We start from the raw sequence: 21364 nt of genomic DNA, 5'->3' as shown, positions 1-21364 counted from the left end.
TGAATTTTGCTACATGAGGAATTCTTGACTTTTTTATCACGATTATTTTCTTATCCTGAGGCCAGATCTGCTGACCTCCAGAAAAGAAGCAAAGAATAAGGATAAAGCAGATAAGTTTCCTGTATTTTTCACTATCGTTCTTTTATTATAATGGGGCTATCTTAGGTAAGGAGGATTTCGATGATGACAGCAAAAAATTTCGTATGTTCCTCAGCAGAACCCATTGTACAGACTAAAGCTGGAAAAATAAGAGGCTTTCAGGTGAACGGCACGTATATCTACCACGGTATCAAGTATGCAGATGCCAAACGTTTCCAGATGCCCACAGAGGTAGCCCCATGGGATGGGGTTAAGGATGCACTGGCTTACGGTTATGTGTCTCCCATGCTAACCCAGGATCACCCCCAAATGGAAGTGCTGGTTCCTCACCGTTACTGGCCTATGGATGAAAATTGTCAGTATCTGAACATCTGGACCCAAAGCATTGAACCGCAGGCCAAAAAGCCTGTTATGGTATGGCTGCACGGGGGCGGTTTCGCAGCTGGCTCTTCTATTGAACAGGTAGCTTATGAAGGAGACAAGCTTAGCGAGTTCGGCGATGTGGTCGTAGTAACCCTAAATCATCGATTGAATATTCTGGGATACATGAACCTGTCTCCTTTTGGAGATAAATACGTCAATTCCGCCAATGCCGGAAATGCCGATATGGTAGCAGCTCTAAAATGGATTCAGGAAAACATTACAGCTTTCGGCGGCGACCCGGACAATGTGACCATCTTCGGACAGTCAGGTGGCGGTATGAAGGTATGGACACTAATGAATACGCCGGCAGCAGACGGCCTGTTCCATAAGGGCGTTATCCAGAGCGGATTAATTGATGGATTTTTGGATACCCGCAAGACCGATAGCACCGCCATTGTAAAGGCACTGTTGGCAGAGCTTAATCTGGGCGAGAACGAAGTGGAACAATTGGAAGCGATTCCTTATCCTCAGTTAGCTGCCGCTTATAATAAAGTTGCACCGGCGCTCGCAATGCAAGGGGAATACATTGGCGGCAATCCTATGCCTAATGAATTCTATGTAGGCGACCCTAGAGAGGTGGGCTTTACCGAGCATGCGAAAAGCATTCCGGTGTTGATTGGTAGCGTATTTGGTGAGTTTGCTTTTGGTCCCGGTGTCCCTAACAAGGAGGGCTTGCCTGAGGAAGCTACCATGGAGATGCTGACCCAAAAGTATGGCAATCATACGGAGGAGCTAGTTACACAATTTAGGGAAGCGTATCCGGATAAACACTTGTCCGACCTGCTATTCTTGGATACCTTCTTCCGCATTCCAACCAAGGACTTTATTGAGAAAAAATCCTTACACGGAGAAGCACCTATCTACTCCTACTTGTTTGCTTATGAATTTCCTTTTGAAGGCGGCAAGACAGCATGGCACTGTGCTGAGATCCCTTTCGTATTCCACAATACGGAACGTGTTCCCGTGTGCCTTATTCCGGGTGTTTCCGATCGGATGGAGGAACGCATCAGCGGTGCCTGGGTAAGCTTTGCACGCTATGGCAATCCTAGCCTCCCTTCCCTCCCACAGTGGCCGGCATGTAAACCGGGAGATGAGGCAACCATGATTTTTGACCGCAACTGTACAGTAAAGCATAATTTTGATCATGCGCTGATGGAAACTTTATTGAAAACAAACCCGAAGCTGCCTTTCCTGCCAAGCAATGAGGCCGAAGAGGAAGGATTTATTTTGCATTAATTAATCAACCCTCGAAAAACTCTTTGATTTGGAACAAAAAAACTCCCTTCTCTCTGCTAGATAACGCAGATAAAAGGGAGTTTTTGTTAATCTATTATTATTCCCACTCAATCGTTGCTGGTGGTTTCGAAGTAATGTCATACACTACGCGGTTTACGTTCTCCACTTCGTTGACGATACGTACAGAGATTTTCTCTAGAATATCCCAAGGGATACGTGCCCAGTCAGCAGTCATACCATCGATGGAAGTTACTGCACGGACGCCTACTGTGTAGGAATAAGTACGAGCATCTCCCATAACACCAACACTCTTCATGTTAGGCAGGGCTGTGAAGTATTGCCAAATTTCACGGTCTAATCCCGCCTTAGCAATTTCCTCTTGCAGAATGTAGTCAGAGTCGCGAACGATAGTAAGCTTGTCCTCTGTTACTTCACCCAAGACACGAATAGCAAGACCTGGACCAGGGAAAGGCTGACGCCAAACGATAGCACGTGGCATTCCCAGTTCTTCACCTAGTTTACGAACCTCATCTTTAAACAATGTGTTTAATGGCTCGATCAAGCTGAACTTCATATCCTCCGGCAGACCGCCCACATTGTGGTGAGATTTAATCGTTTGTGCCGTAGCTGTTCCGCTCTCAACGATATCCGTATACAGTGTACCTTGCGCAAGGAAAGCGAAATCTCCGAGCTTAGCAGACTCTTCGTCGAAGCAGTAGATAAACTCATTACCAATGATTTTACGTTTTTGCTCTGGATCTTCAACACCTGCAAGCTTGCTCATGAAGCGTTCGCGGGCATCGATTTTCACGACATGAATATCGAACTTACCTACGAAGGTTTCCATTACGCTTTCTGCTTCACCTTTACGAAGAAGGCCGTGATCAATAAACATACAAGTCAATTGGTCACCAATTGCACGGTGAATGAGCATTGCAACCACAGAGGAATCCACGCCACCGCTAAGTGCGCAGAGTACTTTTTTATCTCCAACTTGGTTACGAATATCTTGAATGGCTTCATCGATAAACGATTCCATCGTCCATTTGCCGTCGCAACCACAAATTTGATACAAGAAGTTCGAGATCATCTCGTTACCATGTACAGAGTGACGCACTTCTGGGTGGAATTGAACCGCGAACAACTTGCGCTCATCATTGCTCATTGCAGCGATTGGAGCACTTTCAGTTCCTGCATCCAGCTTGAATCCTGTTGGAAGTTCAACCACATGGTCACCATGGCTCATCCATACCGTCTGGCGGCTCTCTAGCCCAGCCACTAATGCAGTACCTTGTTCAAAGTCAATGTCAGCTTTACCATATTCACGTTTAGCGGAGCGTTCCACTTTACCGTCAAGCTGGTGAGCCATTAGCTGCATACCATAGCAAATACCGAAGATCGGTACTCCTAAATCATAGATCGCTGGATCCACATGTGGAGCATCTTCAGCATACACACTGCTAGGACCACCAGAGAAGATAATCCCTTTAGGTGCAAGTGCTTTGATCTTGTCTACTGGCGTATTGTACGGCAAAAGTTCGCTGTATACTCCCAGGTCCCGAATTCTGCGCGCGATAAGTTGGTTGTATTGTCCCCCAAAATCGAGAACGACGATAATTTCATTTGGCTTATTCATTACGAGCCTCCCTTGATTATTGGATTCATTATACTCATGGTTAATTCTCATCGTCAAGGAAAGGAGAGTACACTTTTCATAATAGGAGAGACCTAAACTTCATGAAGAACAATCCTTTCCATGGAAGGAATTGTATAGCAGCATCAACTCTTCTGATCGATTAAGTTAACCGAAAGGTGATGATCAGGCATTCACGTATAAACGCGTACGCATCAGGAGTAGTAAGCTCACTGATGTCAGCGGGAGAGGCTGGCGCCGCAGAGATTGCAGGAATTGCTGATATGGTAGATATTGCTGCAATTTCCTTTGCGGGATTGGCCGCGACGAAGTCTGAAGTCGCGGGCGCGTACGCCAGCGTTTCCCACTGGCGTACGAACTGCCGGACGGCTTCGCTTAGTCCGGCGTCGTAAATCTGCAGGGAGTCCACATACTCCTGCCAGTGACACCGGGCGGCGGCGGTCCATACCGCTCCGCCAGCCCGTGCCAAGCTAGAGAGGCAGCGCGCAGCTGCCTCTCGCGGCTCATGCTGCTGGCGCTCCGCGCTGCCAGCAGCAGAGCCAGGCTACGCCGCCAGCGCCAAGCGGCGGCGACGGGAAGCAGCGCCGCAGCAGCAAGCGGCGCTGCGGAAGTGCCGCCCGCCATCGGCAGGGCGGGCAGACCCGCGCTTCGCGCAGCTTGCGGCGCGAGCGAGGCTGCCGCAGGCAGCGCCGGCGCGGCGAAGCCTGCGGCAAGCGCGGGGCCAGGCGTTGGGTCAAATGGGACCCAACCGGCGCCGGCGAAATAGACCTCCACCCAAGCATGGGCATCGCCCTGGGTGACTAAATACTTCGCCGGCATAGTGTCGTCCTGCAAGGTTCCTGGCCCATAGCCTTGGACATAACGAGCAGGAATTTCTGCACTGCGCAGCAGTACGGTCATAGCTGTTGCAAAATGTACACAGTAGCCTTGTTTCGCCTCAAATAAAAAGTGATCCACAAAATCAGATCCGGATGGCGGAACCGTTGTGTTCAACGTATAGGAATATCCATCTTGTAAGTAATCCTTAATGGCCGTTACGGAGTCATAGCGGTTACCAGAAGAAGCTGTAAGCTTCTCCGCCAGATCTCTCACTCGTACGGGTAACAAATCTGGCAATTGCAAATACTTGCCCTTAATTTCCTGCGGGTCGTCACTGTTTAAACCGCGAAGCAGCACTGGATCACTGTCAGGAAGTAAGGACTCCACTGTATATTCTGTGATCCGTGCAGAACCTATCGCATCAGGCAGACGAAAACTCTCTCTCTCCATGTTAGCCAGAACATAGCCCAGTTTACTACCGTTGGAAAGCCCAATCGACTCAACATCCGTTATTATTCCCGCATTGAATAAAGGAATTCCACCAGAAGAAGGGGTGGCAAATTGTATCCGCTGTTGAAGTGTTCTATTTCCCTTTTCGCCGCTTAGCTCCGATGAAGGACTCTTTGGAATGCCGGACAGATTAAGTGGCATAAACTCTTCGCCGCCCCTGATCCAACGGCGACCATCATAATAAGCAATGCTCTCACCTCGCCAGTAAGTACGCTCGCTAGTAATAGCGGTAAAGACAGGTTCAGTACTGCGAGATAACGGGGCACCGAGTTCACCGTCATTCGAACTATACCCTGTTGTTCCTGAAGAATTAGTAGCTATATCTTCTGCCAAGTGACCTGAAGCCCAAGTCTGCAGCTTCTGAAAGGTCGATTGCAACGTAAGCTCGCTGGTTGGCCTTGCCCCCAACAACTGCCCACCGAACCATGCTGTTGTCATCACGACGATAGCTGCAGCCAAAGTCATCGCTCCCCAACGAGCATAAGGCAATGGAGTAATCCCCGTAACACCCTCACGCTCTCGAAGACGCAGCAGACCACTCATCGCGTGCATCCAAAAGATAAGACCCATCGAGATCACAATATCCATCGTGGTATTAACATCAAAGCCAATATCCAAGACTAGCAAGTAAATGATTGTAACTGCTGTGAATAGCACCGTACTCCCTCGAAAGAGAGCAAGCTGCTGCACTGAGGATACCAATAGCCCCCAGCCTACAATCAAGATCAATAGCCTGCTAATCTCACTTAGCTGAGAGACATGTCCAGAGAGAAGCAGAATGAGATCATTCGGAATTTCGTCCGCATAAATCCCTAACCATCCTATGCCTTCGCCTCCACTGCATAAGTAAAGCCACGCTGAAGCAATGATAAGAAATTGGATACTTAGCAGTAGCCATCCCGGAATCTGAAATATTCCCCATAACAGCAGCACTGCCGCCAATACCATTAGAACTTGTAACATCTTGGAGGTATCTTCTAAAAAAGCAGATCTATATAAAGGGAGTAACCATTCAATAAATAGCCCCATAATGGCCAAAGAGAACAGCAAACGATAGTACAGAGGCACTTTTCTCTGCTTACCGGCATGACTGTTCTCCATTTGCCCCAAATTGAACTGGAAGCCATTTATAGCCAGTTCTGTATCACCCGATGTTCCCTTACCGTAGCGTTGGTTTTCCGGATGATTCATGGAACTCTACCTCCCTGAATCTGAATGCTGGCAGTGCATCATCCAGACAAAACATTCGTGCTCCGAGACGAGCTAAACTGTCTCCGACAGTTCCCCTTCCAGGCTGAGGAGCCTCCCCTGGCTTCGGTGCTGATTGGTCCCAGGCATAATAAAGCTCCACCTTCACACCTTGCATCAAGAACTTGGCAATGACCTTGGCAGATTCCTCTTCTAATCGTCCCGTAATAATGGCTACTGTCATCCCCGGAATCCAGCCTCGGGAAGCATCATCAAGCAGCAGCGACAGGTTTCTAGTGCCATCAAGGGAAATTTCAGTAAGAATATCCAACACTCTCCCTGGGATTTTGCCCAGCCCTTCATGTCTAGCCATACCTTCTGGCCAACCACCGCTGAACAACTGAACATAAGCACCTGAACGCTCAGCGGCGAGCAGCAGTCCCATCGCTGTCGACACCGCTTTCTCAAATGCTGGAGGCGAATCGTCTCGGCTTCCACGAGGTTTAAGCGCATCTGTAGGAACCTCGTAGCTGAGCGGGTCATTAGCCAACACGATACAGGTCATTCTTGCCTTTTCCCGCTCTGGAACTTTACTCTGCAGCGCTCCCGTTCGTGCACTATTCTTCCAATGAATTCGACTAAGTGGATCTCCTGGCTCATATTCCCTGGATTGCAAGGCCTCATCACTGATGCTTCTTCCGCGTCTAGAATATAAGGTGTCTCCCGTCATAAAACCGCTATCTGGTACAGTTCCACCAAAGTATAAAGGAGCTGGCAGCACCTTAAAACTCTGTCCTCCATCCGGTTCAGATCTTCCCGTGAACCAACCCGGAAAATCTCCCCAAGTTACTCTACAGCCCAGCAGATGATGATGGCCGCGAGATAAATTCTCAATCGTGTATGTGTATGAAAAAGAACGTTTGAATCCAGGAAATAGCAGCTTCTGATGATAGCTATCGCCCCAGTAATCGGCAATGGTCATCCAAGGGAGAGGCAACCTAGAAGAGAAGCTCAGCTCTACCTTCACATGAAGTGTATTTCCAGCCATCGGCCTCGCAGGAGTAATCGTACGAACGAGCTTAATCGTCCTCGGACCAGAGAGCTGAAGCATAAGTCCACCAAGCATAATAACTCCAACAACAATCAGGAGAAACAGCAAAGATGCGCCCCCTCGCCAAACATATAAAGCACCTATAATTCCAGCCACAGTCAGCATCCTTAACCATTCAATCAGAGCACTTCGGCTACGCGGATAAGAGAAGCTTTTGACACTTCCGGCATCTTTCTTCTGTTGATTAATTAGTGATGTAGAGGACAATGGGACACCCATCCTTTGGTCATAGACTTGTTCCCAGCTCAGGAACTTATTACTATCTATTCTTCCCATGAAAAAGGGTGCCCAGACATTTGCTTTTTCTTTTTAATAGACCGCCTCAGCTCTTCTTTCAGAATGTTTTCACTCGGCGTTCCACTTCAGTAACGCTTATATTAAGCGGAGGATGACCTGATGTCTCCAGCAGATCTCGTAGCGATACCCAGATCGATCCGCCAATCATTTCTACCCTCGCGTCGATTGTCTTTTTTACGTTATCAGGGAGATTTACAATCAATTGCTTATTCACCACATCGGCAATGATCTCTTTCCCGTTCCAATCTATTTCTCCACTTCGACTATTCACATCCCAGCTAACTTGCCCTCCAAGCCGTTCAATTACAGCACGAAGCGGAACCATATACTGTCCATCTCGCACGGAATATTCCCCGGGCTTCAGCTTTGTCTCCAGCTTTCCTATCTCCAGAACCAGTGGCTTTCCAGGCGCAAACAGCTCCGCATTCGGTGTGATATTTGAAGCGATCCAAGCTTCTGAGGGCTTTACCCGCCCCAAATTAGTGGCTTTTGAAGAGACTCTAAATTGTACAGGCTCCACCGTTTCATCCAATACGCCAAAATTATATCCAGCCGCCTTATAGCGTGCAATAATCTCCGGCAGCGCTTTGACGCTCTCTTGATGACCGCCCCCATCATGTAGCAGCAAAATAACCTGAGAAGACTTCATATCCATTGTGGATTCCTTCAAAATTTCTGAGGCTGGCACACCTTTCCGTTTAGAATCGCCGCTATCCACCGTCCAATCCATCACCCTATACCCTGCTTGCTTCAATAAATTGAAGTAGGTATTATCAAAATGATCATAGGTCCCGCCTGGGGCGCGGATAAGCTGCGGACGAACTCCTGTAATCCCCTGAACAATTCTTTCAGTCTGTTTAATTTGACTCCAAAATTCCGTGAATCCACTATATAAATCATGGTAATTATGATTATAGGTATGATTGCCAATGGCATGGCCCTGTTCCCATATGGAGTCGATGAGCTCAGGATGGCTTTTTGCTTGATTACCAAGGACAAAAAAGGTGGCCTTCACACCTTCCTGATGTAAAATTTCAAGAACATTGAAGGTGTTCTCACTAGGTCCGTCGTCAAATGTAATATAGACTGTTTTTTCAGATTTTTTTGCAGCTGTAATTGCAGAACTCGTTGTCGAAGCCTTGGATATTTTCTCTACTCCACTTGCTTGAGGGATTTGAGTCACAGTAAGAGCTGCGCTTGAAGGGGAGTGCACTTCCGGAGATGCAGAAGCGAGTGGTTCTGGGTCCGTTGGAAAATCTTGCATCGCCGCTGCGGTAAGCTTATTCTTAACAGATACAGACTCCGCGCTAGCGGGCTGCAAGGATCGGAGCTCCCATGAATTCAAATTTTCCCCTATACTCCATCCGAGCATTACGATGAATATTACAACCATAACGAGCAATCCGCTTTTCAACTTTCGGCGGCTGTGTGCGCTTTTGTTACCCTTCATCTTCTCTACCTCCAGCATTCTATTGGCTTAAAAGCCATTTGGTAGATTGTATGAAGACAAGCTGTAAAATAGAATAAGGCAACTGCCTCTTGGAGAGTGACAATCTTATGGAAATGCTGAGCTTTATACAAGAATTATTCACCAAATATGGATATAGCGTATTATTTTTTGGATTACTTCTCGAGTTCGTTGCCTTACCCTTTCCCGGAGAAACCACTATGGCGTTTGCCGGTTTCCTTTCCTATACCGGAAGGCTTGATTTCTTTACGCTAATTGTAGTTGCTTTTGCAGGCACCACAGCTGGGATGACCCTCACCTATTTTGTCGGATTAAAAGCCGGGATGCCCTTTATTCAGCGATATGGCAAATGGTTTCTATTCTCGCCTACTAAGTTTGCGAAAACACAGAAATGGTTCGAGAGATACGGCAGCTTTCTTATTTTTATCGGTTATTTTATTCCAGGGGTCCGTCACTTTACTGGCTATTTTGCTGGTATTATCGCGCTTCCCTTCCGTAAATTCGCATTTTATGCTTATAGTGGTGCCGTATTCTGGGTAGTGCTGTTTCTTAGTATCGGAAAGGTGTTTGGTCCACAGTGGATGGGCATCTTCCATTTGTTCGAGTCCTATGCGCTTTGGATTGTCTCCGTTGGTGCGGCTATAGCAGCCCTAGTGATCATTTACCGCTACCGCAAAAGCATCCGCGACCGTATCTTCCCTCGCAAAGCTGCCACTCGAATTCAGGCTCAGATTAAAAAACCTTCCAAGGGGCGGTGAAGTCACCGCTCTTTCTTCTGCGTACCAAAGCATATCCTGCCAGCAGTATAGCAATTCCAGAAAACCCTGCTCCCCCAGCAAAGCCCAGCACCCGAGGCTCCACCCATTCTAATAGCCACCCCGCAAGCAGCATAGATAACCCAAGCAGCGTATTTCCTACGGCTGACAAGAGTCCAAAAATAACAGGTTGCATAATGGACGGTGTCTCTCGCATAACCAGTGTATCCAGGCAAGCATTCCCTGTCCCTCCGGCAAAAGATAATAGAATATATAACAGAAAAGCGATCGCAAAATGATTGCTAATACTGATGCCCATCAGCAGTAATCCTTCGATCATGAGCCCACCAATTGCGACACTCAGCAGCCCTTTTGTTACATATCTTCCAGCAAAAAAGCTTAGACTAAGCCCGATCCCGAGCGCTGCATAAAAAGCCCCTACGCCCATATCACCTGCTTGAAATTCCTGTACTGCATATACGCTAATCAGCACATTATCCAGTCCATTTAGCATTGGAACAAGCAGCTCATACCCGAAAATAACTTGTAAGGTGATACTCCCGCTGATTATAATCCGGAGCGCACGCATTTGACTTGTCTTCAGCGGGCGGTCCGCTTGAGCTTTGAGTTCATCAGGGGAATCTATCTCTCTCTTATCTTCATTCACCCTAGTAGTATTCTCCGGAAAGTCGATGCCGTAAATGAAGAGCGCAGCGACTAAAAAGGATACTGCATTCATCACGAATGCTGCCTCTGGACCGAACCACATCGAGACTACACCCCCACTTAATGCACCCAATATAAGTACACAGCCACTCATAAACTGCTCTAGTCCATTAACGGTCAGCAGAGAGTCTTTGGTCACCAACAAAGGAATGGAGGATTTCCGAACTGGACTGTAGATCGCTTCCCCCGCCGCCAGCAAAAAACTCGCCGTATATAACAGCCATAGCTTATCTTCCCCATCCACCCACAAAAAGGCTAGCGCAACCGGAACCCTAAGCACATCCGTAGCGATCATAATGTATTTACGAGGAAATTTGCTGCCAAGTACACCTCCAAGCGGTGCCAGAAACAAATAAGGAAGCAGCCTTACACCTAACGATATCCCCACCGCCATCCCTGACCCCGTTAATTGCAGCACCAACGCCAGCACGGCAACACTAGTAAAACGATCACCGATTCCATTGATAAGTCCGGCAGTGAATAGACGTGAATATCCCTTTTGAGCTTTAAAAATTGCAATAGCTGGTTGGTTACCCATCACTCTAAACCTCACTTTATCTATTTTTATAAATATCTAATTAGATATTAATCGAATTATTATTTTATGACAATGCTTTATTTTCAAGAATTTGCTAAGATGTAGTACATCATTACATTACGAAATTATCCGAAAAGGAGGGCTCTACCTTTTGAAAATTGATCGATTGCTCTCTATCGTCATTCTACTAATGAACCGGCGTCTCATTCAGGCGAAGGAGCTCGCCGACATGTTCGAAGTGTCCGTGCGCACCATTTATCGTGATATTGAAAGTATTAATGGAGCTGGAATTCCTATCGTCACCTATCAGGGATCGGGCGGTGGCATCGGCCTCATGGAAGGCTATCGGTTAGACCGCAATGTGTTGACCGACCGCGAGCTGGCTGATATTTTCTCCGCTCTGCAAAGCGTTTCCTCTTATGGCGGAACTGAACACACTCTGCTCATGGAGAAGATCAGCAGCGTAATCCCGCCCTCACAGTCCGCCGCTTTCCGAAGCAAAACGACCCAGCTTATCATCGATTTCTCTCCCTGGGGGCTTCAGCCTATCCTAGAAGAGAAGATTGCAACTTTAAAAGAGGCACTGGAAGAAAACAAGACTGTGGCTTTTGATTATGTCAATGCCGAGGGGCAATCCAGCCAGCGTTCTGTCGAGCCCTATACTTTAGTCTTAAAAGGACAAGCATGGTACTTATATGGTCACTGTCTGCAACGCCAGGATTTCAGATTATTCAAGCTACATCGTATGAAAGGACTCGTTAAAGAAAACCGGGAATTCATAAGAGAAGATAAGGACATGCAGGAGCTGCCCTGGAGCACTGATTATCAGCGAGTGACTTCAGCTGCAGCAATATTGCCAATCCTTCTGCACTTCACAGCTGAAGGCAAACATCTAGCAGAAGATCGCTTTGACTCCACAGAGCTTCAGCCGGACGGGCAAGGTGGATATAACATAACCATCCATTATCCCGAGGACGGATGGCTCTATGGTTTCTTGCTCAGCTTCGGAACATCTTTAGAAGTGCTAGAGCCAGAGCATATCCGTCATAAGCTCGGTGAGTTGGCTCTTGGGATAGCCAAAAAATATACAACCTAACGCTTTAAACCTGACGGTATGTTGTCAGATTCATAGCTCTATAATGAACTTAAAGCGATTGCTCATAAGCTTCGCATACTTTTAAAAGGAGTGCTGTATATGAATCAAGAACATGTAGGGCAAATGCAAGGCGAACCGAAATTTTGTCAAAGCTGTGGGATGCCTATGCCTACGGAAGATTTACTTGGAACGAACAAGGAAGGGCAAAAGATCGAGGATTATTGTGTATACTGCTACGAAGATGGAGCATTTAAACAGCCTGACATTACGCTGCAAGAAATGGCTGACATTTGTACAGGCTACCTGGTTCAAGAAGGAATGGACGAGGCTGTCGCCCGTAAATTACTCGACGAACAACTGCCTCATCTAAAACGGTGGAGAGGCGTGTCCAGCTCTCCTTCAACCCATTAATAATCAGCACAAAAAAGCGGACCAGGTGAATTCTTGGTCCGTTTTTTAGATGCATTTTGTCTATATAATTGTCTTATTAAGCTCAGGTCAGGCTGTATGAGCCTTCAAGCAGGGTCTGCTGTAGCGGTTTAAGTGATGGTTCTAAATCAGACACAGCATTCCCTTCCTGACTGCTAGCAATCGACATCATCAGCTTGATCCGATTCGCTTGGTTAACTACACTAACTCCAGCATCATAATCAATGGCGACGATATTCGCGCCTGGATATAACTCCTTAAGGCCCTTAATCATCCCACGTCCGGTAATATGGTTAGGCAAGCAGGCGAACGGCTGAATACATGCAATATTATTCACACCATTATCCATCAGATCCATCATTTCTGCAGTCAGGAACCATCCCTCACCCATCTGATTTCCTACGGACACCAGTCGGCTGGCCTTCTCAGCTAGACCATAAATATTCTCCCGTCCTTTAGCCAATCCCGCATCCTCAAGCGTAAGCTTAATTGGCTTACGGTAAATCTCTAGATAGGAGATCAACATCGGATTAATGTATCCCAGCCGTTTGCTTTTGCCGAATTGCTCGGCTTTGTAGATCGGATTATACACGCAATAAAAGATGAAATCCAAGAAGTCCGGCATTACTGCTTCTCCGCCCTCTGCCTCAATCATCTCGATGATACGGTTGTTGGCATCCGGGTGAAATTTAATCAGGATTTCTCCAACAATTCCTACTCTTGGTTTAGTAACGCCTGTAACTGGCAGCTTACAGAAATCGGCTACGATTTCGCGAATCAGTCGTTTGTACTCTCGGAACGAGAAAGTGACTAAGCTAGCCTTACAGCGCTCCATCCCTTGGCGAAATAAACGCTCAGCACTCCCTGGAACAACCTCATACGGTCTAAAGTGATTTAGCAACCGCATCATAAGATCACCATAGCAAGCCGCAGCGATCAGCCGATTCGCCAGTTTAAGACTGATGCGGAAGCCTGGCTGGTTCTCCATTCCAGAAGCATTTAGCGAAATCACAGGAATTTGTTCGAGGTCTGAATCCTTTAAGGCTTTGCGGAGCAAAGAAATATAATTCGTCGCCCGGCAGCCTCCGCCCGTCTGTGACATAATTACAGCGGTACGATTCGGATCATAGTCCCCACTCTTCAGTGCCGACAGAATCTGCCCTATTGTTACGATTGCAGGATAACATGCATCATTGTTAACGTATCTTAGACCTTCTTCCGTCTCTTCAGGTCCAGTGGTCTCGAGTATCTTCAGACGGTATCCCGCAGCCCTGAAGACCTGCTCAAACAATTCAAAATGAATAGGCGACATCTGCGGCGCAAGGATCGTGTACGTTTCTTTCATTTCCTTCGTAAATGCAACATTAGCCTGTACTTTGGGTGGCTTCTGTGGCATCACCTTGCCTTTTTCACGCTCGCGCATCGCTGCCAGCAGTGAACGCAGCCGAATGCGCGCTGCACCTAGGTTGCTAATCTCATCGATTTTGATCAGCGTATATACTTTGTTATGCCTTTCCATAATCTCTTGTACGGCATCACATGTAATCGCATCAATCCCACAACCGAAGGAAGTCAATTGCACAAGCTCCAGGTCGGTTCGGACTGCTGCAAGGCGGGCTGCGCGATACATTCGAGCATGATAGGTCCACTGATTGACAACCGCCACATCCCCTTCACTTCGGTCCAGATGGCAGACAGAATCTTCTGTCAGCACGGCGAGTCCCATCCCGGTAATCATATCTGCTATGCCATGATTAATTTCAGGATCCGCATGATAAGGATGACCACAGAGGAGTATTCCCTTGTTCCCACTGCTGGCAAGATACGCAAGCGTCTCTTCACCTTTGGTGCGCACATCACTTTTAGCGCGATCAGCTTCTGCAAGTCCTGCCTGCACAGCAATCGCAATCTCTTCTCTCGGAATCCCTGTAAATGTCTTCACGAGTCCCTTGGTAAGCGCAGATCTATCGTCGAAAGTCAGAAATGGGCTGACCAGCGTGATTCCATTCTCTCTAAGCCCATCCAAATTGTTGCGAATGACCTCAGGATAAGAGGCGACCACCGGACAATTGAAATGATTATCCGCTGCTTCATCTTCCTTCTTCTCATAGACCACCGCAGGATAAAAAATAAAATCGACACCTTTACCAATCAAGCTCTGCACATGTCCATGCGCCATCTTCGCTGGATAACAGATCGACTCTGAAGGAATCGTATCCATCCCACTCTCGAAAAGCTTTTTGCTTGATTTGGGAGAGAGAATCACCCGATAGCCAAGTTGGGTGAAAAAAGTGTGCCAGAACGGGTAATTCTCGAACATATTCATCGTACGTGGAATACCGACAGTGCCCCGTACTGCATCTGCCTCCGGTAATGCCTCATAGTCGAAAAAGCGCTCATACTTATATTGCATCAAATTTGGCAGAGCATTCTTCTCTTTCCGGCCTCCTGCACCACGCTCGCAGCGATTACCTGTAACGTAGAAGCTCTTATCCGGGAACCGACTGATCGTTAACGCACAGTTATTTCCACAACGGCCACAGCGACCTGAAGATACCTCGTACTTAAAGTTGGCAATTTCCTCCGGTCCAAGCAGTGTACTCTTTCCGTCAGCCCCTGCTTGCTCACGGGCAATCAGTGCACAACCGTACGCTCCCATAACGCCAGCAATATCCGGTCTGACTACCGTTCTCCCCGTTAGGCGCTCAAAGGCCCGCAATACAGCTTCGTTATAGAAGGTGCCGCCCTGAACAATAATATTTCGCCCTAAATCCTCAGGGTTACGAATTTTAATTACTTTTTGCAGGGCATTCTTAATCACGGAATAGGCAAGACCTGCCGAAAGATCCGCCAGCGACGCGCCTTCCTTCTGAACCTGCTTCACTTTAGAATTCATGAATACTGTACAGCGCGAACCCAAATTAACCGGTTTGGTCGCTTCCAGCGCTGACTTGGCGAACTCCTCGATACCAAGACCGAGCGCAGAAGCAAAGCTCTCCAGAAAAGAGCCGCAGCCTGCCGAACAGGCTTCATTGAGCATCAGACTGTCGATAGCGCCGCCGCGGATCTTGATGCATTTCATGTCCTGTCCGCCGATATCCAGAATAAAGTCTACCTCTGGCATGAACTTAGAAGCGGCCTTGTAATGAGCAACCGTCTCCACTTCACCGCCGTCCGTCCATAAAGCGGCTTTGATTAACCCCTCTCCGTAACCTGTCACATAAGAACCTGCAATATAACAGCCTTCTGGTAGAACACGATACATTTCCTTCAGTGCCTCACTGACAGAATACAAGGGATTTCCCTTGTTGCTGCCATAAAAGGTATATAGAATCTCGTCAGCAGAGCCAGTCAATACAAGTTTGGTTGTTGTTGAACCCGCATCGATCCCCAGATAGCAAGGGCCACGATACACAGCCAAGTCTGATCTGGCAGCAGAAGCTTTACCATGGCGAAGACGGAACGCAGCAAGCTCATCGGGGTTCTCAAACAGCGGTGGTAATTCAGCATCTGCGGCCCGGTCCGCTGTAAAATCCACGGCCGCTATTCGCGCGATCCAACCTGAAAGCGGCAAAATAGTAGGATCCGCCGCTTCAGAAAGTGCAGATCCAATCGCTACGAAATACTGTGACCGCTCGGGGAAAAGAATATCCGACTCTGCAAGTTCAAGTGTCTCCGCAAAACGGTGACGCAGGGCTGGCAGGAAGGTTAGTGGACCGCCAAGGAATGCCACCCGTCCACGAATCGGACGTCCGCAAGCGAGACCACTGATCGTCTGATTAACAATACTCTGAAAAATTGAAGCCGCCACATCCTCCCGGCGAGCCCCCTCGTTTAGTAGCGGCTGCACATCACTTTTGGCGAATACACCGCAGCGTGAAGCGATAGGATAGATTCGCTCATGCTTCTCTGCCAACGCATTTAAGCCTGCTGGGTCGGTCTGTAGCAGCGATGCCATTTGATCGATGAATGCTCCCGTTCCACCCGCGCAAGCCGTATTCATACGCTGCTCAATGCCGCCTCGGAGATAGACGATCTTGGCATCCTCACCGCCTAGTTCAATCGCCGTATCGCATTCTGGAATCAGCTCACCAATCGCCTTCGTACAGGCGATCACCTCCTGAACGAACGGTACACCTCCCAGTTTGGATAAAGACAAGCCTGAGGAACCGCTTACAGTTAGAACCGCTCCTCTCTCTGGAAATCTGATCTGTACGTCAGATAGAAGAGAGAGGGCTGCTTTTTTTATATCGCTATAATGTCTTACATAGTCCTGATAAACAATAGTGTTACGCTCTATGACAACCAATTTCGCAGTAGTTGATCCGATATCAAGGCCAATACGCAGCATTATCACTACACCACCTCGTCTTGCTCCAAATTTGAAGCAATTATGAGGAAACTATATCATGACAACACCTTATGAAAGCTGTTAAAAATGTAACAGACTTTTACAAAAAGTTATTAACAAACTTTATGATTTGGAAATCTCTTCTATGGTAGATGCTACATGACCTTTCACTCGTACTTTCCGCCATTCTTCAACTAAGATCCCCTGCTCATCAATCAGAAAAGTTGAACGCACAATACCCATGAATTCTCTACCATAGAGCTTCTTAAGCTGCCATACGCCGAACATTTCACTGACCTTATGATCCTCATCAGACAACAGTGGAAAGGGTAGACTGTTCTTCTCCGTAAATCTCATATGCGAAGCCAAAGGATCTGGACTGATGCCTAGAACAACCGCACCAAGCGTAGTAATCTGATCATGGGCGTCCCGGAATTCGCAGGCCTCCTGCGTACAGGCTGGTGTCATATTTTTAGGATAAAAATATAAAATGACCTTTCGGCCCAGGTAATCACTTAAACTAACCTCTTGCCCGTTGGAAGACGGAAGAGTGAAATTCGGTACTTTTTGTCCAATAGCTACTACGTTCAAGTTATATCCACTCCTTCTTGATATTGGAGGATCGAGCATGAATTGCGCGTATCCCCAAAAGAAATTATAATGTAGAGAATGTGAATGCGAAAGGAAGAACGAGAAATGCCACCTAGAAAGAAAAGGCACGCAAAGACTAATAAGTCAAAAAAGAAACCGCTGCTTTGGATACTGGCCATTATACTCCTCCTTATTATCGGTGGGGCCACTTACTACTTCACTTCCATTGTCAATGAGCTTGGCAGCATGTCGAACACCGAGAATTCACCATTCAAGGATGCTGAGACCGTTGATGTTGACACGCCAGAACCTCCAAAGTGGGAAGGTACAGAGCCTGTTAATATACTACTAATGGGCGTGGATGCCCGCGGTGTCAAGAAGGGGGAAATTCCTCGTTCCGATACAATGCTTGTCGCCTCACTTGATCCCGTGAAGAAGAAAATCAGCGTATTCTCAATTCTTAGAGACACTTACGTTCCGATTCCAGATCACGGCGAAAAACGTATTAATTCAGCTATCATTTATGGACCTAACACGGCGATGCAGACTGTAAGCGATCTGCTCGGCATCCCGATTCAATATTATGTCTACACGGACTTCCAAGGATTCATCAAGCTAGTAGATGCCGTTGGTGGTGTAGATTATGAAGTCGAGAAAGATATGGTGTACAAGACCATTGCAGATGGTCCCGAGTATGACATTGATCTTAAAAAAGGATATCAGCATCTCGACGGTAATAAAGCTCTGCAATATGTACGTTTTCGACATGACGCTACCTCCGACTTCACTCGGACCGAGCGCCAGCGTGCATTTCTCAAGGTTGTGGCTGACAAGCTGATCAAGACCACATCCATAATCAAGCTACCGAATATCCTGTCTCAAGTTACGCCTTATATCGAAACCAATCTGACAGTAAATGATATGTGGAAGCTTGCAACCGTCGGGTACGATAGTACCATGGGCGGTAGTGAGCAAATTCCGCCAATGGATCTGCTCAAAGAGGAAACTACAAGTGACGGATCGCAGGTTATAGGCATTCGCAGTGAGAAGAAATTAAAGGAATTTGTTCAGGATACCTTAAATGGCCCTGAGCCAACGCCTACACCTTCAACTTCAACTTCACCAGAGACTACTTCAAATAGTAACACTAGCGGAACCCAATAAAGATCTGACAAGCAACGTTCACAAGTAGACACTACAGGCAATGGTATAATACGGGCGGACAGCGGAAACACCGTTGTTCGCCCGTTGCCATGAGTACCAACAATCGAAAGGATGATCACATTATGAATCGTTCCACATCTGAGCAACTTTATCACGAAGCCCTTCAACATATCGTTGGAGGTGTAAATAGCCCTTCCCGCTCTTTTAAAGCCGTTGGAGGCGGAGCACCTGTATTTATGAAACGTGCCAGCGGATCTCATTTCTGGGATGTAGATGGCAATGAATATATCGACTATCTCCAAGCCTATGGACCGATCATTACCGGCCATGCTCACCCACATATAACGAAGGCAATTACCACTGCAGCAGAGAATGGTGTTCTTTACGGAACCCCAACAGAGCTCGAAATTAAGCTTGCTAAAATGCTTAAAGAAGCTATTCCGTCTATGGATAAAGTCCGGTTTGTCAATTCCGGTACAGAAGCGGTTATGACTACCATTCGTGTTGCTCGTGCTTATACAAAGCGCAGCAAAATCGTAAAATTCGCTGGCTGTTATCACGGCCACTCTGATCTAGTGCTGGTAGCAGCAGGATCCGGGCCTTCTACGCTTGGCATTCCAGATAGTGCCGGCGTTCCTAGCAGTATTGCACAGGAAGTAATCACTGTTCCTTTTAATGATCTGAAAAGCCTGCAAGAGGCATTGGAAAAATGGGGCGAAGATGTCGCCGCTGTTATGGTTGAACCGATCGTTGGTAATTTCGGTATGGTTATGCCTAAACCTGGATTCCTCGAAGGGCTCTGCAAGCTGGCTCATGATAATGGCTCACTCGTTATTTATGACGAAGTCATTACGGCCTTCCGTTTCCACTATGGTTCCACGCAGACATATGCAGGACTGGATAACCATGAAGACATCACTCCTGACCTTACAGCACTCGGCAAAATCATCGGCGGCGGCCTACCGATCGGCGCGTACGGCGGACGTAAGCATGTGATGGAACAAGTAGCCCCACTAGGACCGGCATACCAAGCGGGAACAATGGCAGGAAATCCTGCTTCCATTTCCGCAGGGATCGCCTGTCTGGAAGTGCTGAGCGCAGAAGGCGTATATGATGAGATGGAACGGCTTGCGATCCGCCTTGTCGACGGTCTTCAGGCATCTGCTGACCGTCATTGCATTCCACTGACAATCAACCGCATCCGTGGTTCATTCTCTACTCATTTCTGTAAGCATCCAGTTACGAATTACGATGAGGCACAGGATACAGATGGAGAATTGTTCGGTAGCTTCTTCCGTCACATGTTAAACCGTGGGATTAACCTTGCCCCTTCGAAATATGAAGCTTGGTTCCTAACGACAGCACATACCGATGCGGATATCGACGCTACGCTGATTGCAGCAGAAGAATCATTCCGCGCTATGGCGGCTGAGAAATAAGACGTTATTTACAGCCACTAAACATACTAAAACCTACCACCAAGCTTCTGGTGGTAGGTTTTTTTTGCATAGGCACTATTCGAAATCAATTTGCTTGTCCAATATAATCTCCGTCATTGCAGGTCCAAACATTTGATCTCCTCCGGGTATTAAGGCAAATTGAACCGTATCTAGATCCGCTGGCAGCGGTGGCGAGACCAAGAACTGCATTTGTGTATGAGCTCCCCCTCCGTGACCCCCATGCGGCTGGATTTCATAGGCTGCCTCGCTTAAAATCTCCAATGTTAGAGCGGGTCTAAGATGAACGCGCTCCACTGTTTCTTTTAAATACTTAATCTCCACAGTAACTATACTGAGCGTTTCATACTGCATAGCATGTGTAAGTGTATATTCGCAATCTTCGAGGACTATCCGCTTCACAATCGGAAGTACGCCGAGCAGTAAACCGGGCTCTTCCCAATATTTCCGTCTGGGCACAGCCTCATTCATACTGTGTATATACTGTACAATCTGAGAAGTGTCCAACTCGAATCTAGTTGACCATTCCTCAAGGAGCTCACTTTCGGGGGAGAACCGTTTTTTGCCTGTTATAGCTTTACGTTCCTGAATCAGAGTCAAAATCTGCTCATCAATCTTCTTAACCTCATCATTGTATTCGTTGACCACGCCTCTTATTGGCATTCTACTCCAACCCATTTTAAAAGCCTCCTTCTGATCCTTAAATTTAATTTCAACCCATTAGTTATAATGGTACCTCCTATGGATTATTTTGTAAAATATTTGAAATCATTTAATCCTCCAAATAGCAAAAAAACGTGCGTCTATCAGCTTTATGCTGTAAGACCGCACGTTTTCTTAATTCGAAGTCGTCTTCTACTTACTCGTACAAGTTACGGATTTCCACTCCCTGAGGAAGCTTGAATGGATTTTCCTTATTGATTCGGTCGTAGAACATGATCCCATCGAGATGATCAATCTCATGCTGGATGATGATGGCTTGGTAGCCCTTAAATTTAAGGACCACTTCCTTACCTTCAAGATCATATCCTTTTACCTTCACAGATTCATAACGAGGTACAAAACCATGTACCGGTCGATCAACAGACAGACATCCCTCGCTCTCCGGTAAGTACACCATGGTTAGTGAGTGACTGATGATCTTAGGGTTAACCCAAGCATGCTCTACAATTCTCCCTCTCTCGTCCATAGAATACATCACGAACATACGCTTCAACAGTCCGATTTGATTCGCCGACAGACCTACGCCAGAGCGTAAATTATATTCTTCGGAAATCTCCGGGTCCTGGCTGTTCTTCAGAAACTGAAGCATACATTGCAGAGTCTCACGATCTTCCTCCTGTAAAGGAAGCTCCACTGGTTGAGCTACGGTACGAAGCACGGGATGACCTTCCCGTACAATATCATCCATAGTGATGATATATTCAGCACTAAATTTTGAACTAGACAATA

Annotated in this window: 16 protein-coding genes; 7 read left to right on the top strand and 9 right to left on the bottom strand. The window is 47.1% G+C overall.

Annotated elements, in window-relative coordinates:
• Nucleotides 1–180 precede the first annotated feature (180 nt).
• Nucleotides 181–1758, top strand: coding sequence for a carboxylesterase/lipase family protein (locus QNH28_RS03110; protein WP_283910123.1), 1578 nt, complete (start codon nt 181–183; stop codon nt 1756–1758).
• A gap of 97 nt (nt 1759–1855) precedes the next feature.
• On the opposite strand, the gene guaA is transcribed toward QNH28_RS03110, so the two are convergent.
• Nucleotides 1856–3394, bottom strand: coding sequence for a glutamine-hydrolyzing GMP synthase (gene guaA, locus QNH28_RS03105; RefSeq protein WP_283910122.1), 1539 nt, complete (start codon nt 3392–3394; stop codon nt 1856–1858).
• A 233-nt stretch (nt 3395–3627) separates the two neighbouring features.
• Here guaA and QNH28_RS03100 point away from each other — a divergent pair, with 233 nt between their 5' ends.
• Complete coding sequence (locus tag QNH28_RS03100; protein WP_283910121.1) at nt 3628–3804, top strand: hypothetical protein; 177 nt, start codon at nt 3628–3630, stop codon at nt 3802–3804.
• On the opposite strand, the gene QNH28_RS03095 is transcribed toward QNH28_RS03100, so the two are convergent.
• The 3 genes from QNH28_RS03095 to QNH28_RS03085 are packed head-to-tail and all read right to left on the bottom strand — an operon-like array spanning nt 3788 to nt 8787.
• The gene (locus QNH28_RS03095) at nt 3788–5932 is read right to left on the bottom strand and encodes a transglutaminase TgpA family protein (protein ID WP_283910120.1); all 2145 of its coding nucleotides are present in this window, start codon (nt 5930–5932) and stop codon (nt 3788–3790) included. The two genes, QNH28_RS03100 and QNH28_RS03095, sit on opposite strands and share 17 nt — an antisense overlap.
• Nucleotides 5901–7316, bottom strand: coding sequence for a DUF58 domain-containing protein (locus QNH28_RS03090; RefSeq protein WP_283910119.1), 1416 nt, complete (start codon nt 7314–7316; stop codon nt 5901–5903). Before QNH28_RS03090 ends, QNH28_RS03095 begins: the two co-directional genes overlap by 32 nt.
• 58 nt (nt 7317–7374) lie before the next feature.
• Entirely contained in the window at nt 7375–8787 is a 1413-nt protein-coding gene (locus QNH28_RS03085; RefSeq protein ID WP_283910118.1) for a polysaccharide deacetylase, read from the bottom strand.
• A gap of 107 nt (nt 8788–8894) precedes the next feature.
• Here QNH28_RS03085 and QNH28_RS03080 point away from each other — a divergent pair, with 107 nt between their 5' ends.
• Nucleotides 8895–9563 (top strand): DedA family protein, encoded by a 669-nt coding sequence (locus tag QNH28_RS03080; protein ID WP_283910117.1) that lies wholly within the window; start codon nt 8895–8897, stop codon nt 9561–9563.
• Here the strand turns inward: QNH28_RS03080 and QNH28_RS03075 are convergent.
• Nucleotides 9538–10824 (bottom strand): MFS transporter, encoded by a 1287-nt coding sequence (locus QNH28_RS03075; RefSeq protein ID WP_283910116.1) that lies wholly within the window; start codon nt 10822–10824, stop codon nt 9538–9540. The two genes, QNH28_RS03080 and QNH28_RS03075, sit on opposite strands and share 26 nt — an antisense overlap.
• 151 nt (nt 10825–10975) lie before the next feature.
• On the opposite strand from QNH28_RS03075, the gene QNH28_RS03070 reads away from it, so the two are divergent.
• Both QNH28_RS03070 and QNH28_RS03065 read left to right on the top strand, forming a co-directional pair.
• Nucleotides 10976–11920 (top strand): helix-turn-helix transcriptional regulator, encoded by a 945-nt coding sequence (locus tag QNH28_RS03070; protein ID WP_283910115.1) that lies wholly within the window; start codon nt 10976–10978, stop codon nt 11918–11920.
• Nucleotides 11921–12019: 99 nt separating this feature from the next.
• A complete protein-coding gene (locus QNH28_RS03065; RefSeq protein ID WP_283910114.1) occupies nt 12020–12331 on the top strand; it encodes a zinc ribbon domain-containing protein in 312 nt (103 codons plus the stop codon).
• An 82-nt stretch (nt 12332–12413) separates the two neighbouring features.
• Here QNH28_RS03065 and QNH28_RS03060 read toward each other — a convergent pair whose 3' ends face one another.
• Nucleotides 12414–16700: a 2-hydroxyacyl-CoA dehydratase gene (locus QNH28_RS03060; RefSeq protein WP_283910113.1), complete on the bottom strand. Its 4287-nt coding sequence runs from the start codon at nt 16698–16700 to the stop codon at nt 12414–12416.
• 123 nt (nt 16701–16823) lie between these two features.
• Nucleotides 16824–17291: a thioredoxin-dependent thiol peroxidase gene (bcp, locus tag QNH28_RS03055; protein WP_481858351.1), complete on the bottom strand. Its 468-nt coding sequence runs from the start codon at nt 17289–17291 to the stop codon at nt 16824–16826.
• Nucleotides 17292–17396: 105 nt separating this feature from the next.
• Here bcp and QNH28_RS03050 point away from each other — a divergent pair, with 105 nt between their 5' ends.
• Nucleotides 17397–18455, top strand: coding sequence for an LCP family protein (locus QNH28_RS03050; protein WP_283910111.1), 1059 nt, complete (start codon nt 17397–17399; stop codon nt 18453–18455).
• A 122-nt stretch (nt 18456–18577) separates the two neighbouring features.
• Nucleotides 18578–19894 (top strand): glutamate-1-semialdehyde 2,1-aminomutase, encoded by a 1317-nt coding sequence (locus QNH28_RS03045; protein ID WP_283910110.1) that lies wholly within the window; start codon nt 18578–18580, stop codon nt 19892–19894.
• A 75-nt stretch (nt 19895–19969) separates the two neighbouring features.
• Here the strand turns inward: QNH28_RS03045 and QNH28_RS03040 are convergent, their stop codons facing one another.
• Both QNH28_RS03040 and def read right to left on the bottom strand, forming a co-directional pair.
• Nucleotides 19970–20590 (bottom strand): hypothetical protein, encoded by a 621-nt coding sequence (locus tag QNH28_RS03040; RefSeq protein WP_283910109.1) that lies wholly within the window; start codon nt 20588–20590, stop codon nt 19970–19972.
• Between the two features lie 181 nt (nt 20591–20771).
• Nucleotides 20772–21323 carry a peptide deformylase gene (def, locus tag QNH28_RS03035; RefSeq protein ID WP_283912037.1) on the bottom strand — a complete coding sequence of 184 codons (552 nt, stop codon included), beginning with the start codon at nt 21321–21323 and terminating at the stop codon, nt 20772–20774.
• Between the last annotated feature and the right edge of the window lie 41 nt (nt 21324–21364).

The organism is Paenibacillus sp. G2S3 (assembly GCF_030123105.1).
Taxonomy (GTDB): Bacteria; Bacillota; Bacilli; order Paenibacillales; family Paenibacillaceae; genus Paenibacillus_AQ.
This window is presented reverse-complemented; position numbering and strand designations above follow the sequence as displayed.